The following is a 15,599-nucleotide window of genomic DNA, read 5'->3' on the forward strand; positions in this document are numbered from 1 at the left end:
CGGGGTCATGGGATACCATATGAAGGTAGCTGGGCGAATGTCCCTGGTCAGACAAACAGCTGGCGAGAATATTCATTCATGCAGAAGAGCCGCCTCAGACAAACTCGACTACAGCTCTTTGCGCATCCGGACATGGGGAATGCCTGCGTCGAGAAACGGCTCCTTGGAGAGGGTCTCATAGCCAAGCTTTTGGTAGAACGGCTCTGCCTGACATTGCGCATCAAGGACGGCAGCGGTGGCTCCCGCCTCCTTCGCATGCGCCTCCATGGCGAGCACGAGCCTGCGGCCAAGGCCGGTGCCCCGATGCTCCCGTAATACGGCGATCCGTTGGAGCTTGGCGGTCAGCGGCTGCTCCGCAGAGTATGGGCGATAGCGGGCGGTCGCGGCCGGTTCTCCCCCGATCTGGGCAAGGAAGTGACAGCACGCTTCCCAGGAGTCATCGTACTCGTCCAGTTCTTCATCTGGTGGAACCTGCTGTTCTTCCACAAAGACTTTCATGCGAATGGAGAAGCACGCGTTCAGATCCTCCTGGCTGGTTGCCCGATGGATGTCTAGCGATTCGTGGTGGGACATGAGATCACTCCTCGTTTGAAGTAAGTTTGGCAGGGAAAGAAACTGTCAACCGATGATTGAATTTGGTACAATGGAGGGGCACTGATTCGTTTTATCCAAAAAAGGAGTTACCTCATTCATGATGAATATTGCTTTTTTCCTGCTTCCCAAAAGAGAGGTTGTCTGCTTGACGCCCACGACCACCCTCCGGCAGACGCTGGAGAAGATGGAGCACCATCGGTATACTGCCGTTCCTGTCCTCCATGAGGACGGGACTTACGCCGGAACCATCACGGAGGGCGACCTGCTCTGGTATTTCAAGAACAACAGCCAAGTGACGTTCGAGACTGCGCACCGCCACTCCCTCTCGGAAGTCCCTCTTCGCCTCCAGCATCAATCCGTTCGCATCGATGCGACGATGGAGGATTTGCTCAAGCTGGTTCAAACGCAAAACTTCGTGGCCGTGGTCGACGACACCGACCGCTTCATCGGCATTGTCCGCCGGAGCGAGGTCATCGATTACTGCGCCAAGCTCGCCCTGAAGGACGCCCAAGCCGCCCGCTGATTCTGGCACCGGGCATTCCCATTCGATCCCGGCAATCGAACAAAACAGCTCCCCTCTTCGGACCATGGATGGCGTTCGAAGACGGGGAGCTTTCCTTTTGGGGGAGCCTACGGTTTCGCGACCAGCAGCGCGCCGCCCAGAATGAGAATGATGCCGAGCCACTGAGTGACTGACATCGTCTCACGGAACAGCACCACGCCGGACAAAGCACCCAGCACATAGGCCATCGATTGCAAGGGATAGATGCGGCTCAGGTCAAAGCGGCTGAGCGCATAAAACCAGATGACCGTCGCCACCGCGAACAAGAGACAGCCTCCCAGCATGACCGGGTCGGTCATAAGCGGGACGATGTCCGAAACCGAACGCAGCGGGTGGCGGTTGAGGGCGTACTTCCACATCGTCTGCCCCGTGACGAGCAGCACGACATTACAGAGGACGATCAACAGAGCGAGCATCCGCCGACTCCTCCTTTTCCGCCTTCAGGAGAGCGATCTCCTGGGTCAATCTCGTCATCTTGCGGTCCAGCTTCGTAATGACAGTGGTCAAGTGCAGGATGAACACCAATGCGAAGAGGAATCCGATAAAAAAGAGCAGCGATGTGCCGTATACAATCCCGAGCGAAGACGAAAGGCCGTTCAGCAGCTTCGGGAACAGGCTGAAGATCAGCATGATGAAGCCGAGGATGAGCCACAGAAGCGAATACCGCTCCGATATCTTGCGCCGCCGGATCATCTCGATGACCGAGCCAAGAAAGAGCAAACAGAACGCTACGGATACAACAAAGATATTCATGGCCTTAATTCACATTCCTTATCCGTGTCATGATAACGGCAAGCGACACTTTGATCATGTAATACATCGACTTGAAAGGAGTGATGGACGATTTCCCCGCGGCCCGCACATGCATTTGGACAGAGGCTTCCTTGACGGAGAACCCCATCCGCTCCAGCAGGACGACCGCCTCCACCTCCGGATAATCGTCGGGATAGTAGTTGGCGAACACCTCGATGACGTCCCGGTTCACGGCGCGGAAGCCGGAGGTGGGATCGGTGATGCGCTTGCCGACCGTCCACTTGATCATGCGGGAGAAAAAGGTGATCCCGATCCCCCGGAACAGGCTCGGGGTATAGTCGGTTTCCTCAACAAAGCGGGACCCCACGCAGCAGGCCGCTTCTCCTCTCGCCACAACGCCGATGACCTTCTCCAGGTCGGCCGGGTCATGCTGCCCGTCCGCGTCAATCTGAATGGCGATATCGTAGCCGTTGCGGAACGCAAACAGGTAGCCCGTTTGAACGGCCCCGCCGATTCCGAGATTGACCGGCAGGTCGACCACATGAGCGAGCCCCGTTGCCTTCGCTACTCGGCTTGTATCGTCCTTGGACCCGTCATTTACGACGACGATGTCGACTTCGGGATGCCACTTTTTGACGGAATGAATGACGGCTTCAATGCTATTTTCCTCGTTATAAGCCGGGATGATAACCAGCGATTTCATGCAGCATAAACTCCTCTACTCGAATCCGAGCGGATTTAGACACTCAACTTTATAGTATACCGTCGAAAATCGAGAAAACAAGCATCAATCCAAGGACCAATTGGAAGAGAAACGCAATGGGATGCAACCTCACAGCGGCGGAGCCGTAGGAGACGGGAAGTACACAGAAATGAGGTCCTTTATATGGAAAGGCTTCGCGCCATTCGGAATAAAGTCAACGACACCTTTCATCGCGTGATCGAGTTTCTCCTCCATGGTCTATAAAATCTCGGGATGCATTGCGTCCCTCTCTCTGAAAAGGCTATAATCTGGGTATATCTTACATCCATCGGAACTCTGATCATACCCTGGGAGGAACAAGAGATGACGATTGCAGCCCTGGAAGCACTGCGAGCCAAGCTGGCCGACATTCAAGCGATTATCGACACCATCGAGCTCGAAGAAGTGATGACCCTTGCGGAAAGCTTGACCGACGACATTCAAGAGAAGATCGACGAATTGGATGAGGCAGATGAATTGACCGATGGGCAGCAGGAGCTCTATGACCGGCTGTCCGAGACGTTGGACTCGTTGGAGGAAATCACCTCGGCGCTGGAAGAGATGGAAGATGCGTTTGAGGAATTCGAATCCGCCGCTGACGATTTAGAAGCTCACGAGTAAACGGGAACCCCCGCTGGCTTAATGCCTACGGGGGTTCTTTTTTATAACCGCAAATAATGCCGCAAGGTCATGACCGGATGATAGAGCAGCATCCTCGGTCCCGAATAGCGCATGACCTGCTTGATCCTCTCCCTCATGTCCTTCTTATAGCAATGCACCGAACACCTCTCGCAGAAGGTCTTCTCTTCCCCGAACTTGCATCGGTCCAGCCGCAGATGAGCGTAAGCCAGCAGCTCTTCGCACTCCAGGCATAGACTGCTCGGCTCCGCTTTCTCTTCTTTCTGGGCACGTTTAAGATGATGACCTCGGCAATAAAGCCCAATCATCTGACCCACGATCTGCTTTTCTCTCTTGATTCTGCTCGTTCGACCCATTCGGTTCTCCTTCATCTGGAATTACGCAGGCCACGATTTTGATGCCGACGCCGAAGGCTCGGCCGGGATCGTCTTGATGCGGAAGAAGAAATAATAGTATTTGAACATCATCACAAGGACGATGAACCCTTTGACATACCAGAGCGGAACCAGGAAGAACGAGAGAGTCAGCATGCTGGAAGCAAAGATCAAGATCCGCCGCTTCGCTTTTACGGTCATGCCCCGCGATTGAAGAAAGCTCTCCAGGTATTGCTTATACAGCTTCGTAGACAAGAACCAATCATGGAATCGCTTCGAGCCCTTGGCGAAAAAGAACGCCGCCAACAGCAAAAAGGGAGTCGTCGGAAGCACCGGAAGCACCGCTCCCACCGCCCCCAGTCCAAAGAACAGGAAGCCCAAAACGAGATAGATGAGTCTCATAAACACACTCCAGTTCCCTTCCTCGATGGATGAGATTCATTTTCATTATAAAAAAGGAATCCGCCTCATTTTGCTGCAAATGTGACCAAACGGAAAAGGAATTGAGAATAATTTGCGAACAGTGGGCGAGAACCGGAAAGAACGACCATTTTTGAAAAAAGTTTTTTTGGCGATCGAAGATTATTTCGATTATGAAATATTCCTTACATATACTATAGTTTTACTAGGAATTAATTCTACATCCTGTTGAAGGAGGGGCGCTATTCTGACCAATGTGATTGTCTTTCAATCCGATTTCGGATTAGCCGATGGAGCCGTTTCGGCTATGCACGGAGTAGCCATTTCCGAAGACCCTCAGCTAAAACTCTTTGATCTTACGCACGACATTCCGCCCTATAACATTTGGGAGGCTTCCTACCGGTTGATTCAAACGATCGATTACTGGCCCAAGGGCACGGTGTTCGTCTCTGTGGTGGATCCTGGCGTCGGTTCCTCCCGGAGAAGCATAGCGGTGCGCACCTCCACCGGACGGTACCTCATTACGCCGGACAACGGAACCTTAACGCATATCAAACGAATCCTTGGGATTGATGAAGTGCGGGTGATCCACGAATCCTCCAGCCATCTCCCTCATTCCGAGCTCTCGTACACCTTCCACGGTCGAGATGTCTACGCCTATGTAGGAGCGCGGCTGGCGGCAGGACACATTCTTTTGGAGGAAATTGGAGAGCGTGTCCCGGTGTCCAGCGTGGTGGAGCTTCCCGTTCTCGATCCGGTCTTAAGGAACAACCGCATCGAAGGAACCATCGATGTCCTCGATGTTCGATTCGGCAGCCTCTGGACCAATGTCCCGCTCGAGCTGTTCAAGAAGCTGGATATCGCACAGGGAGAGGCGGTTGAGGTCTGCATCCGCAGTGATACCCGCTCGGTCTACCAGAATCGATTGGTGTATGCCCGGTCTTTTGCCGATGTGAGGGTCGGGGAAAGCTTGGTCTACCTGAATTCCTTGCATTACATGGCCGTTGCGATCAATCAAGGTTCCTTCTCAAAGGCCTATGGTATTGGAACGGGCACGAGCTGGAGAATCACCTTCGCGAAAGCCGATCCGCCCTCACCCGAAAAAGATACAACCCCCTAAGGAGGAAGCAAGCATGAAGAAAAACGTCATTCGTGCCGTCGTTGCAACAGGCATTGGCACCGCCCTGTTTATTGTGTTGTCGTACGTCTCGATTCCGGTCGGCTTTATCCCCAACACCGCCATTCAGCCGAGAATTGCCCTCCTCGCCTTCTTCTCCGCGATCTTCGGTCCCGTTGTGGGGGGAGCCGTCGGAATCCTGGGCCATGCCCTCGCTGATTCGTTCCAATACGGGAGCATCTGGTGGAGCTGGGTTCTCCCCGAAATCGTCCTCGGGGTCCTCATCGGGGCGTTCGCTTCCAAGTACAAAATCGAAGAGGGCGGATTTGGACTGAAACCGATCATCCTGTTTAATGCAGCACAGGTTGCGGCCAATACCCTTGCCTGGCTTTTGCTCGCTCCGGTTTTGGATATCCTCATCTATGCGGAACCCTCCAACAAAGTCTTCACCCAAGGCGCCACTGCCTTCGTGCTCAACATTATTGCAGCAGGAGTCATCGGCACCTTGCTTGCGGCAGCCTACTCCCGCGTGAAATCGAAATCCTCCAGCTTGAGCAAAGAGATCTAACCGCTCGCCAAGACCCGTCCATGGAAGGGGTGCTGTCTTATGCCACAGGATGGCGTAATGGACAGCACTCTCTTTCCAGTTTATGCCGCCATTGCCCTCACTCTATCAGGAAAAAGGAAGACAGACGCTATGAAAACACCTCTTGTGGAATTCCGGGACTACTCCTTTAAATATCGAACCCAAACCGAGCCTACGCTTAAAACCATCAACCTTACCCTGTACAAAGGAGAGAAGGTTCTGATCGTCGGTCCCTCCGGTTCCGGGAAATCGACTCTCGCCTCCTGTCTAAACGGGCTGGTTCCCCATTCCTACGCAGGTGAACAGAGCGGAAGCTTACTCATTCACGGGAAAACCAACGAAAAGCTGAGCGTCTTCGATCTGTCCTCGTTCGTGGGAACGGTGCTTCAAGATCCTGACGGTCAATTCGTAGGCCTCACGGTAGCTGAGGACATTGCGTTCGCACTCGAAAATGATTGCGTCGCGCCAGCTGTTATGAAGGAAAAGGTAGCCGAGAGCGCTGCGCTCGTTGGGGTCGGGCATCTGCTCGAGCGCTCACCTCAAGCCCTGTCAGGAGGGCAAAAGCAGCGAGTCGCTCTAGCGGGTGTGTTGACAAGTCCGCTCGATCTCCTGCTGTTCGACGAACCGCTAGCCAACCTGGACCCGGCCACCGGCAACTACGCCATGGAGCTCATCGACGACATTCACCGAAAGACCCAAGCCACCCTCGTCATCATCGAACATCGGCTGGAGGATGTCCTTCGTCGGCAGGTAGACCGGATCATCGTGGTCCATGACGGCTGCATCGCGGCAGACAGCACTCCCGATGAGCTGCTTGCCACCTCCGTGTTGACCGAAATCGGAATCCGGGAGCCTCTCTATCTGACCGCATTGAAGTATGCCGGCTGCGAGCCCACCCGGCAAGACCACCTTGCCAGTCTCCACCTCATCCCGCTGGAACGCCACCGAGAGAACCTTCTTCAATGGTTCTTCGCGCAACAAGCCAGATCAAAGGAGAAGGACCGCAACGTCATCCTGGAGGCCGAGGACATCTCGTTCTCCTATCGGGATCAGGAGGAAGTGCTGTCGATGGTCTCCTTTCACGTGCAGCAAGGAGAGATGCTGAGCATCGTCGGCAAGAACGGCGCCGGCAAGTCCACCTTATCCAAGCTGATCTGCGGCTTTGAGAAGCCGACGAACGGTTGGATTCGCTACCAGGGAGAAGACCTGGCGCCGGAATCGATCAAGCAGCGAGCCGAAAAAATCGGCATGGTGATGCAAAATCCAAACCAAATGATCTCGAAGGCTATGGTTTTCGATGAGGTCGCCTTGGGCCTTCAAGCTCGCGGAATTCCGGCAGAGGAGACGAAGCGAAGGGTCGAGGAAACCCTGCGGATCTGCGGCTTGTATCCGTATCGGAACTGGCCGATCTCCGCACTGAGCTTTGGCCAGAAGAAACGCGTCACCATCGCTTCCATCCTCGTGTTGAATCCGCGAATCCTGATTCTAGATGAACCAACGGCGGGACAGGATTTCCGCCATTATACCGAGATCATGGAGTTTCTGAAGCGCATCAATCAAGAGCATGGCGTTACCATTCTCATGATCACCCATGATATGCATCTGATGCTGGAGTATGCAGACCGTACGCTCGTCCTCTCCGATGGCCGGCTAATCGCGGATGCCGCTCCAGCCGAGGTGCTGACCGATCAAGCGATCATAGAGGCGGCGAGCTTGAAGGTCACCTCCCTCTATGAATTGGCGGTACGCTCGGCGATTCCCGATCCTATCGCCTTTGTCGACCGCTTTATTGCTTATGACAAGGAGGTGCGCCGACAGTGACGGGCAGAGCAGACGCCTGCTCCCTTGTCTTGTCAAGTTCCTATGGCCCAGATGATGACCTACTCATCCAAAGACACGTGGATTCACCGATTGAGCGGTTCCACCAAAATGATCTTCTTCGTGGCATGGTCCATCGTGGGAATGGTCACCTACGACACCCGCGTTTTGCTCTTCATGCTGGCCTTCAGCAGCATCCTCTTCCGCATCTCCAAGACGGAATATCGCCAGGTAGCCACGGTGCTGAAGGTGATCGGCTTCTTCCTGACGATCAACCTGATCGCGATTTTCTTTTTCTCGCCTGATCAAGGCGTCTCCGTCTACGGGACTCGCACCGAGCTTTGGCATTGGTTTGGCCCGTACACCTTTACCCGGGAGCAGCTCTTCTACGAGTTCAATGTCATGCTGAAATACTTGACGGTCATTCCCGTCGCCTTGCTGTTCATCGTGACGACGAATCCGAGCGAATTCGCCGCCTCCCTGAACAAGCTGGGGGTCAAGTATTCCATCGGCTACTCCATCGCGATCGCCCTCCGCTACATCCCGGATGTCCAGAAGGATTTCCGCGAGATCAAGCAAGCTCAGGAAGCCCGTGGGATCGACATGTCCAAGAACGCCGGCTTGGGCAAGCGAATCAAGGGGATGACGGCCATCATGTTTCCACTCATCTTTTCCAGCCTGGAGCGAATCGACGTGGTCAGCCATGCTATGGAGCTGAGGGGCTTTGGCAAGCATAAGAAACGCACCTGGTATTCCGCCCGACCCTTCGAGAAGTCCGATATCCTTGCGATTCTGTTTCTTGCCGCATTCACCCTGATCTCCATGCTCGTCACCTTTGCAGACGGGTCGAGATTCTATAATCCATTTGCATAGCAAGGTCAAAAAATGCTGCTGTGCCTTCTTGCATCTATTTAAGACATCATTTATGAGAACACCCGCCCCTTTTTTGGTATGATGAGGGAATGAAGACGAAACCCACTCTCTCAAAAATCGCCATCATTCTGCTCTTTCTCACCCTTCTGTCCGGGTTGAGGCTCATCTGGTTTTATTCCTTTCGGGCAACGGACGCACCGCCTGCTGTGAACGGGGTGTTGGACCTTCGCGGGCATAATCTGGAGAGCTCCAAGCTGCTGCACGTGACAGGAGAATGGAGTTTTTTCCCCAATCAATTGATTTCTCGAAGCCAACCATCTGCATCCCCTCTATCGATTCCGGTCCCTGGGGATTGGAAAAGCACGACGGAAACAGCCCCCTCGACTTCTTACGGGTTCGGAACCTATCATCTGCGCATATTGGTTGACCCGTTGAAGCAGCCCGTTTCGCTCTGGATCAAGCAAATTCTGACGGCAGCCTCGGTCGAGGTTAACGGAGAGCAGGTCGCCCAGAGGGGAACCGTTTCAGCGGATCGCCAAGGCTACCGCCCCAATACCGCCTCCTTGAAAGCCGTGTATTTTTCCCAAGGCTCTACCGAGCTCGACGTGTGGATACAGGTCTCGAATTTTGACAACCCGACCGTAGGCGGCATAAGAGGCGATGTCTTCTTCGGCTCCCAGGAGGCTGTCGACCAAACGGCGTTCTATACCGTGGGCTTCCATCTGCTCGCGGTAACCATTCTGCTTCTGCACGGGTTTTATGCCTGCACCCTTTTTGGGATGAATCCGAAGGAGCATGCCTTGTTCTTATTCGGGCTCTTGACCTTGTCAGTCGCGGTCATCCTGCTTACTCGCCCGGACAGCATCCTCTTGACGGCTCTTCCGGCCCATTATACCTGGACCTTGAAGACCCGTTGGATTGCTTTCCTCTGGCAAAACCTCTTCATCCTGCTTGTCTTCCGGAAATTCACCTCGGATGCAAAGCTGTCGTCTTGGCTGCGTCTATACATAGCCGGACTGTTTGCGTATACCCTCTTTATCGCAGCGGCCCCTGCTACTCTTGTCCATACGTCCACGAGTTCGATCCTCCTGCAAGCCTTCCAATACATTCCTTACCTCTGCTTGCTCTATAGCATGGGTGGGCTCATCTTGAATCGAGAGAACAAGCGGGATGTTGTGTTCCTGCTCTTGTCGGGTGCAGCGATCCTGTCGAACCAGGTGTGGAACCTAACAACCTTCGGCCTGCCGGTTGTTCCTGTCTATTACCCGCTGGATATCCTCGCAGCGATCATCGGGTTCGCCACATACTGGTTTAAGAAATACATTCGAAACGCCAAGGAAAACGCGGAGTTAAACGACCAACTGAAAAAGGCGGACAAACTCAAGGACCAGTTTCTCGCGAACACCTCTCATGAGCTGAGAACCCCGCTTCACGGCATGATGAATCTCGCCCAAACGGTTCTCGATAAAGAGGAAACACGGTTGAGCGACAGCGGTCGGAAGGACATGGAACTGCTCGTTACGGTGGCCCGCCGGATGTCGCACATGCTCACCGATCTGCTGGACGTGGTGCGGCTTCAAGAGCATCGCATTGCCTTGCAGCGCGAGCCTTTGCCCATTCAATCCGTGGTGCCGGGCGTGATCAGCATGCTCTCTTATCTGATTGAGGGCAAGCCCGTCCGCATCGCGGCGGAGATACCGGGCAACTTGCCTCCGGTCCTCGCCGACGAGAAGCGGCTCGTCCAGATTCTCATCAACCTGGTTCATAATGCTCTGAAGTACACCGAGAGAGGGGCGGTCACCCTATCAGCAGAAGAGCGATACGGCCGAATCCATGTTCAGGTGGCCGACACCGGAGAGGGCATGTCCCAGGAGACGCTGCAACGGGTTCTCCTCCCATACGAGCAAGGAGCGCAGGGCGTTCGTGACGGCCGGGGGGTCGGGCTCGGCCTCAGCATCTGCCGTCAATTGGTGGAGCTGCACGGCGGAAGCTTGTCCATCCAATCAGAGCTGGGCATTGGCTCCGTCTTCGGGTTTGATCTCCCCATTGCAGAAGCGTCCTCCCTACACGAAGCCGCGAGGGAGAGGGCGGCTTCCGTGCCAATGACAGCAGAGGATATCAGCGGGATGACGGAGTGGGGGGTATTCGCACGCGAAGCAGGCGCAGGCCTGGATCGGGGTACAGAGATGCTCCCCTCGCTCTTGACTAGCGCCCCGGTGAACATCCTCGCCGTAGACGATGACCCCGTTAATCGGAATGTGCTCCTCGGCATTCTCACCAACGAGCCTTACGTGGTTACGATGGCGAGTTCGGCTCAGGAAGCCTTGCACTTGCTTGCCAAGAAGCAGTGGACGCTTGTCATTGCCGATGTCATGATGCCCGAGATGTCCGGCTATGAATTAACGCAAGCGATTCGAAACCAGTACTCCATCTCTGAGCTGCCTGTCCTGCTGCTGACGGCACGAAGTCAACCGGCTGATATCTATACCGGCTTCCTGTCGGGGGCCAACGATTATGTGACCAAGCCCGTCGACGCGACGGAGCTCCGCTATCGCATCCGTGCCTTAATCGCGATGAAGCTATCTTACAGCGAGCGACTGCGCATGGAGGCCGCTTATCTGCAAGCCCAGATCAAACCGCACTTCCTGTTCAACACCTTGAACTCCATCCTCGTGCTCAGCGATGTGGACTTGAGCAAGATGCAGGAGCTTACTGGTGCATTTGCATCCTTTCTGCGAATCAGCTTCGACTTCCGCAATACCGATCCGTATGTCCCCCTGACCCATGAGCTGGAACTGGTGAAAGCCTACTTGCAGATTGAAAAGGTGAGGTTTGAAGAACGGCTTTCCGTTCACTGGGAGATCGACCCCGGTTTGGAGATTCAGATTCCCCCGCTCACGCTTCAGCCCCTTGTGGAAAATGCGGTCAAGCACGGACTGTTCCACCAGCGTGAAGGCGGGAAGATCCAAATTCGAATCAAGCGCGAGGCTTCAGCGGTTCGGGTGGAAGTACAGGACAATGGAATCGGCATCGATCCCATTGTCCTCTCCTCACTGCTTGTGCCAAGAAGGAATGGCAAAGGGGGCGTTGGACTGGCCAACACCCACCGCAGGCTGCTGCAGCTATACGGCTGCGGGTTATCGATGGAAAGTCATCTAGACGAAGGAACAACCGTTTCCTTCCGCATCCCGATCGAGGATGCCAGGATGGCGAGGAGCGCAGAGATCGGGAATTAATCGTACGGATACTGTACCCGCACGGTGGCTCGGATGGTCAGTTCCCCTGGAAGAATCGGAGTGGAAGCGCTCTGGGCCAGAAAGGCACCCTGAAAGGGGACCGGGAGCTCCGGCCCCCGTGTCTCCTCTGTTACCTTCACGGGCAGTCGGGCCAAGGTCGCTCCCAGTGTTCTGGCGATGGTCTGGGCCTTGATGGCGGCATCTTGAAGCGCGTTTGCCAAGGCTTGATTATAGAAGGCCTCGGGGCGTCCAATTGTGAACTGGATGCTCGAAACGATGTTCGCTCCGCTTTGGACGGCCGTATCGACAACCCTCCCCGTCAGCTCGATCGGGTATACCATGATCTGAAGCAGGTGCGTCACCCGGTAGCCTTTTAGCGTTTGCGTGTCCTCTTCATTCGAGTACACCATCTCGATCCGGTACGTGACCGTTTGGATCTGTTCTTTGGGAATGTTCAGCCGGGTTAACTGAGCGACCACATTCGTGATCGCTTGGGTATTTTCCCGTTGGACAGCTGAGAGGTTTGGTCCCTCTGTCACGACACCAAGTACGATTAGAGCACGATCCGGTACCGCGGTTACCGTCCCTTCCCCGTTAACCTCCATCATCGATGGCATAAGCGCAGCAACCCTTCCTCTATCGACTTGTTATTCCAGATTTATTGAGGAGGGTTCCGGATTATTCCAGACTGGTAAGCTTTCAGCGCTTTGCCGATGTAGGTCGATGCCCCTTCTCCGTACTTCTGATCGGTACTGTTGATATAGACGGGGTTGGTCAGGTAATAGTCCCCCATCAGGCTCCAATAATGCTCCCCCAGCTCCAATCCATTGGTGCTTTGCTTGCTGTATTCGACCAACTCGTGAACCACCTGTTGAACTTCCTCTGAGGAGACATCCTTGCTACGATCAGCCGTTACTCTTCTCATGAGTTCTTCTGTCTTCTGAATCGTCTGGTTTAAGTCGAGTGCCGCCCTCGCTCCTTTCAACCATTGAAGCAGGTTGTGCTTCGTCGTGCGGCTGAGTTCTTCCAGGCTGCCATACTGCTTAAGGGCCAGCTCCGCCACTTCCGCCTCCTTCGCCTTCATCTCGACAACTAGCTGATCGAATTTGTCGCAGCTGCCAAACCGCTCGCCTATTTCTTTCTCATGCGTCTTTCGAAACTCCTCTAGCATACGGAAATACTCGCTTAAATTAAATTCATTAACGGTCATCGATCCTTCCCCCTCCACCAGAGTGCCTCAACCCTATCAAAATCAGGATGATCCATCATACTCTTAAATTTCGTGAAGGTGACCTCTGTGCTCGAATCTGCTGCAGACGCCCTCAGGCTCATTTTTACTAATTTCAAAGAAAAGGATTGACGCTCATTATTTTCTAATATCATTCTAAATTTAGTAAATATATCTTAATTTGAGAAGGTGCTCTAGCTGATCGGTGGAATGGAGAACCGACTCTACTTCATTCACAACAGCACCTACATCTTTAAAGACCCGATTATTCAGAATTACTACCGAACCCTGGACTACGGAAAACACATTCGAATGGCCGTAAAGAACTGGAATGATGCCGTGGACAACGAAAACAAATTTGGACGTAACTCCAACGTTCATTTTACGGAAACGAATGATCGGTCAAAAGCTGCCATTGTCTTTGAAGTGGAAGAGTATGGAACCAGTGTGGGGTGATACGGCGCTACCTTCTTCTTTTTAAACGGCGTCTCGGTCAGTTCCAGCTCAGATGGAGCACCTACGAAAAATTACGACAAGACAACCATCGCCCTAAACGTGTCCACCACCTACACCTTTAATGAAAACCTGATCAACTTGGCTGGCCATGAAATGGGCCATGCCCTCGGATTGAACCGTTGGGGCGGCTCCCTAAACGCATTGATGCACCCCAATATATGGTCAACTCCTGTGAAACCTCAAGCGGATGACATTTCCGGGATTCACAGCATCTACTCAAATTTTGGAAAGTCCAACCGAACGCAAAAAGGCCGATCCCCCAACGGGACGGCTTTTTTGCGGTATAAATCAGCCGAAGCTCTTCCGGGCATCCACCTCGTTGTCAAACAATCGGCAGCCCCAGTACGTCAGCTCTTTTCCATTGAAATAGCGCAGCTGAAGGTGCTCCTTGTCAGCATTCATAAAGGCCATGCAAGCTTCCCTGAAGGTCGCCCCCTCCCCATAACCCAGCCGGTAAGCCTGCCCTCTATCCCGCGAATCCGCGAACCCCTCTGACCATATCTCATAGCGTTTCAAGGAGATCCCCCCGTACTTGTTGATTCTACTAAACCATAACCAAATCAAGCCCATTTTGACTTCTACTTTAACAATTGCGGAGAAGTTGTATCAATAGATGACACAAAATAGTAAAGGAGCCGTGCGGCAAGCACGACTCCCAAGCATAGCCACTCTTAAGGCCGACAGGTTCTTCGACAAGCTACACAACACAATAAGTAAGCATTCAGGGCTAAGACATAAAGCGCTTAAGATTATTAATTTGTCACTTCGTATTCATTTACCTCAAAGGAAACGATCTTGTTAAAGATCACATATTCCTTTCGGCTTTTAAAGGGGCCTTTGTTGTTGTTGTGCTTATCGATCGCAAAAGAAGCTGTTCCCGTTCCAGCTGCTTTAGCTTCATACCAGTTAATAAAGGCATTTACCTCCGACATGGACAAGTCATATTCCTTCTCCGATCCGTTATCCAACGTGATGGTAAGAATTGCTTTTCCAGATGCTTCAATTGCAACTGAGACCTCATTTGAGGTCTTACTTTCACCCTTTTCAGTAACTGAAGTAACAACGTAGTAATACGTGACTCCACTACTTACAGTAGTATCAGAGAAAGAATGTCCTTTTATCCCAGAAGCAATATCGGTGTATGGGCCACCTGGCGTTGTTGACCGCTTTACATTATAACTTGTTGCCTTGGCTTCTTCGGTCCAGCTAAGATCAATTATTTTACCATTTACCGAGGCAATAAGATTATTGGGTGCGTTCGAAACTAAATATCCTGATTCATCAATATCGATAGCATCCAACGAAAAGAAATTCTCCGAACCATTCACTTCAGCAACTGGCTCTATAACCACCTCATGAATCCCTTTAGGCAATCCTACCTTCTCATATGACAAAACTTGATAATTGTAAGTTGGGGAATAACTCGAATAGACTTCTGAAACACCGTCAATGGTGATCTTCATTCCATTTGGAACACGAAGTGAATTATTGGCATCAATTATTCTTAGCTTTGTTCCGACGAAATTGAACTTGATAGATTTATTGGTAAAAGGATACCCACCATAATGGTATGTGTTTTGATAAGTCGATGCATGAGATTCACTAGTCATACCACTATAATAGATGAGGCTATTTGAATCATCATATCTAATCCAACCAGACTCAGCTTGAGTTAATTGTTGCCCGATTGATGCAGCCGATGCATGCAGAGTTAATAAAGAAAAGGATAGAACGAAGCCAACAATCAAAGCACTAATGACCTTATACTTCTTTGCCATAAATGATCCTCCCAATAAATTATTCGTTCAAATGAAGTATAGGGAGCAAGCCAAGATCGGTCTATTCATTATATGGTATATTTTGGATATGTTGTAATATGTCATCAAATTGACATAAAACTCTGAAGGCCGATGTCCTACGGGGATAAAATGCCAAGCCTATTCTTCTATTCAGTTTCCAACGTTTCAGCTAAGCAAGGTTTTTTCCGCACCCAGCGAAAAAAAACCTTGATCCACAAGTGAAGTGCACCCCTTAGAATAGACATTGGAAAAACCCCCTGGGAAAATCCGATGAAAATCTAGGGGGTGCAATTTTTATGGCGAGAAAAGGACAGAAGTTCCAGTCGTATACGGAAGAATTGA

18 protein-coding genes and 1 pseudogene are annotated in these 15,599 nt (G+C 52.4%); 9 read left to right on the forward strand and 10 right to left on the reverse strand.

What is annotated here, in order from left to right; genetic code table 11:
• Positions 1 to 108 precede the first annotated feature (108 nt).
• Entirely contained in the window at positions 109 to 573 is a 465-nt protein-coding gene (locus tag AAFN83_RS19375; protein ID WP_347772431.1) for a GNAT family N-acetyltransferase, read from the reverse strand.
• A 121-nt stretch (positions 574 to 694) separates the two neighbouring features.
• Between AAFN83_RS19375 and AAFN83_RS19380 the strand changes: the two genes are divergently transcribed.
• Positions 695 to 1,117, forward strand: coding sequence for a CBS domain-containing protein (locus AAFN83_RS19380; protein ID WP_347772465.1), 423 nt, complete (start codon positions 695 to 697; stop codon positions 1,115 to 1,117).
• A 107-nt stretch (positions 1,118 to 1,224) separates the two neighbouring features.
• On the opposite strand, the gene AAFN83_RS19385 is transcribed toward AAFN83_RS19380, so the two are convergent.
• Genes AAFN83_RS19385 through AAFN83_RS19395 form a run of 3 tightly spaced genes read right to left on the reverse strand, consistent with a single transcriptional unit; the run spans position 1,225 to position 2,612 of the window.
• Positions 1,225 to 1,572 (reverse strand): EamA family transporter, encoded by a 348-nt coding sequence (locus tag AAFN83_RS19385; protein WP_347772433.1) that lies wholly within the window; start codon positions 1,570 to 1,572, stop codon positions 1,225 to 1,227.
• Positions 1,544 to 1,909 (reverse strand): DUF2304 domain-containing protein, encoded by a 366-nt coding sequence (locus AAFN83_RS19390; protein ID WP_347772435.1) that lies wholly within the window; start codon positions 1,907 to 1,909, stop codon positions 1,544 to 1,546. The genes AAFN83_RS19385 and AAFN83_RS19390 overlap by 29 nt, the downstream gene beginning before the upstream one ends.
• A gap of 4 nt (positions 1,910 to 1,913) precedes the next feature.
• A complete protein-coding gene (locus tag AAFN83_RS19395; RefSeq protein ID WP_347772437.1) occupies positions 1,914 to 2,612 on the reverse strand; it encodes a glycosyltransferase family 2 protein in 699 nt (232 codons plus the stop codon).
• Positions 2,613 to 2,975: 363 nt separating this feature from the next.
• Here AAFN83_RS19395 and AAFN83_RS19400 point away from each other — a divergent pair, with 363 nt between their 5' ends.
• Positions 2,976 to 3,272 (forward strand): hypothetical protein, encoded by a 297-nt coding sequence (locus AAFN83_RS19400; RefSeq protein ID WP_347772439.1) that lies wholly within the window; start codon positions 2,976 to 2,978, stop codon positions 3,270 to 3,272.
• Positions 3,273 to 3,313: 41 nt separating this feature from the next.
• Here the strand turns inward: AAFN83_RS19400 and AAFN83_RS19405 are convergent, their stop codons facing one another.
• Together AAFN83_RS19405 and AAFN83_RS19410 are read right to left on the reverse strand one after the other, a co-directional pair.
• On the reverse strand, positions 3,314 to 3,646 hold the full coding sequence (locus AAFN83_RS19405) for a nitrous oxide-stimulated promoter family protein (protein WP_347772441.1): 333 nt from the start codon (positions 3,644 to 3,646) through the stop codon (positions 3,314 to 3,316).
• A 21-nt stretch (positions 3,647 to 3,667) separates the two neighbouring features.
• Positions 3,668 to 4,066 carry a YbaN family protein gene (locus tag AAFN83_RS19410; protein WP_347772443.1) on the reverse strand — a complete coding sequence of 133 codons (399 nt, stop codon included), beginning with the start codon at positions 4,064 to 4,066 and terminating at the stop codon, positions 3,668 to 3,670.
• A 265-nt stretch (positions 4,067 to 4,331) separates the two neighbouring features.
• On the opposite strand from AAFN83_RS19410, the gene AAFN83_RS19415 reads away from it, so the two are divergent.
• The 5 genes from AAFN83_RS19415 (at position 4,332) to AAFN83_RS19435 (ending at position 11,714) form a co-directional block, all read left to right on the forward strand.
• Positions 4,332 to 5,204 carry an SAM hydrolase/SAM-dependent halogenase family protein gene (locus AAFN83_RS19415; protein ID WP_481810528.1) on the forward strand — a complete coding sequence of 291 codons (873 nt, stop codon included), beginning with the start codon at positions 4,332 to 4,334 and terminating at the stop codon, positions 5,202 to 5,204.
• Positions 5,205 to 5,217: 13 nt separating this feature from the next.
• Positions 5,218 to 5,769, forward strand: coding sequence for an ECF-type riboflavin transporter substrate-binding protein (locus AAFN83_RS19420; RefSeq protein WP_347772445.1), 552 nt, complete (start codon positions 5,218 to 5,220; stop codon positions 5,767 to 5,769).
• A gap of 129 nt (positions 5,770 to 5,898) precedes the next feature.
• Positions 5,899 to 7,608, forward strand: coding sequence for an ABC transporter ATP-binding protein (locus AAFN83_RS19425; protein WP_347772447.1), 1,710 nt, complete (start codon positions 5,899 to 5,901; stop codon positions 7,606 to 7,608).
• A 42-nt stretch (positions 7,609 to 7,650) separates the two neighbouring features.
• Positions 7,651 to 8,478 carry an energy-coupling factor transporter transmembrane component T family protein gene (locus AAFN83_RS19430; protein ID WP_347772469.1) on the forward strand — a complete coding sequence of 276 codons (828 nt, stop codon included), beginning with the start codon at positions 7,651 to 7,653 and terminating at the stop codon, positions 8,476 to 8,478.
• Between the two features lie 89 nt (positions 8,479 to 8,567).
• Positions 8,568 to 11,714, forward strand: a complete 3,147-nt coding sequence (locus tag AAFN83_RS19435; RefSeq protein ID WP_347772449.1) for a hybrid sensor histidine kinase/response regulator — start codon at positions 8,568 to 8,570, stop codon at positions 11,712 to 11,714.
• Here AAFN83_RS19435 and AAFN83_RS19440 read toward each other — a convergent pair.
• Both AAFN83_RS19440 and AAFN83_RS19445 read right to left on the reverse strand, forming a co-directional pair.
• Positions 11,711 to 12,331: an SIMPL domain-containing protein gene (locus tag AAFN83_RS19440; RefSeq protein ID WP_347772451.1), complete on the reverse strand. Its 621-nt coding sequence runs from the start codon at positions 12,329 to 12,331 to the stop codon at positions 11,711 to 11,713. The two genes, AAFN83_RS19435 and AAFN83_RS19440, sit on opposite strands and share 4 nt — an antisense overlap.
• 41 nt (positions 12,332 to 12,372) lie before the next feature.
• Complete coding sequence (locus AAFN83_RS19445; RefSeq protein WP_347772453.1) at positions 12,373 to 12,924, reverse strand: TipAS antibiotic-recognition domain-containing protein; 552 nt, start codon at positions 12,922 to 12,924, stop codon at positions 12,373 to 12,375.
• Positions 12,925 to 13,152: 228 nt separating this feature from the next.
• Here AAFN83_RS19445 and AAFN83_RS19450 point away from each other — a divergent pair, with 228 nt between their 5' ends.
• Both AAFN83_RS19450 and AAFN83_RS22145 read left to right on the forward strand, forming a co-directional pair.
• On the forward strand, positions 13,153 to 13,398 hold the full coding sequence (locus AAFN83_RS19450) for a hypothetical protein (RefSeq protein ID WP_347772455.1): 246 nt from the start codon (positions 13,153 to 13,155) through the stop codon (positions 13,396 to 13,398).
• 99 nt (positions 13,399 to 13,497) lie between these two features.
• Positions 13,498 to 13,662, forward strand: a pseudogene (locus AAFN83_RS22145) (matrixin family metalloprotease); the annotation flags it as partial.
• An 84-nt stretch (positions 13,663 to 13,746) separates the two neighbouring features.
• On the opposite strand, the gene AAFN83_RS19455 reads toward AAFN83_RS22145, so the two are convergent.
• A complete protein-coding gene (locus AAFN83_RS19455) occupies positions 13,747 to 13,974 on the reverse strand; it encodes a hypothetical protein (RefSeq protein ID WP_347772457.1) in 228 nt (75 codons plus the stop codon).
• Positions 13,975 to 14,210: 236 nt separating this feature from the next.
• A complete protein-coding gene (locus tag AAFN83_RS19460) occupies positions 14,211 to 15,236 on the reverse strand; it encodes a fibronectin type III domain-containing protein (protein WP_347772459.1) in 1,026 nt (341 codons plus the stop codon).
• Positions 15,237 to 15,599 lie beyond the last annotated feature (363 nt).

Origin of the sequence: Gorillibacterium sp. CAU 1737, assembly GCF_039888655.1 — a bacterium.
Taxonomy (GTDB): domain Bacteria; phylum Bacillota; class Bacilli; order Paenibacillales; family NBRC-103111; genus Gorillibacterium.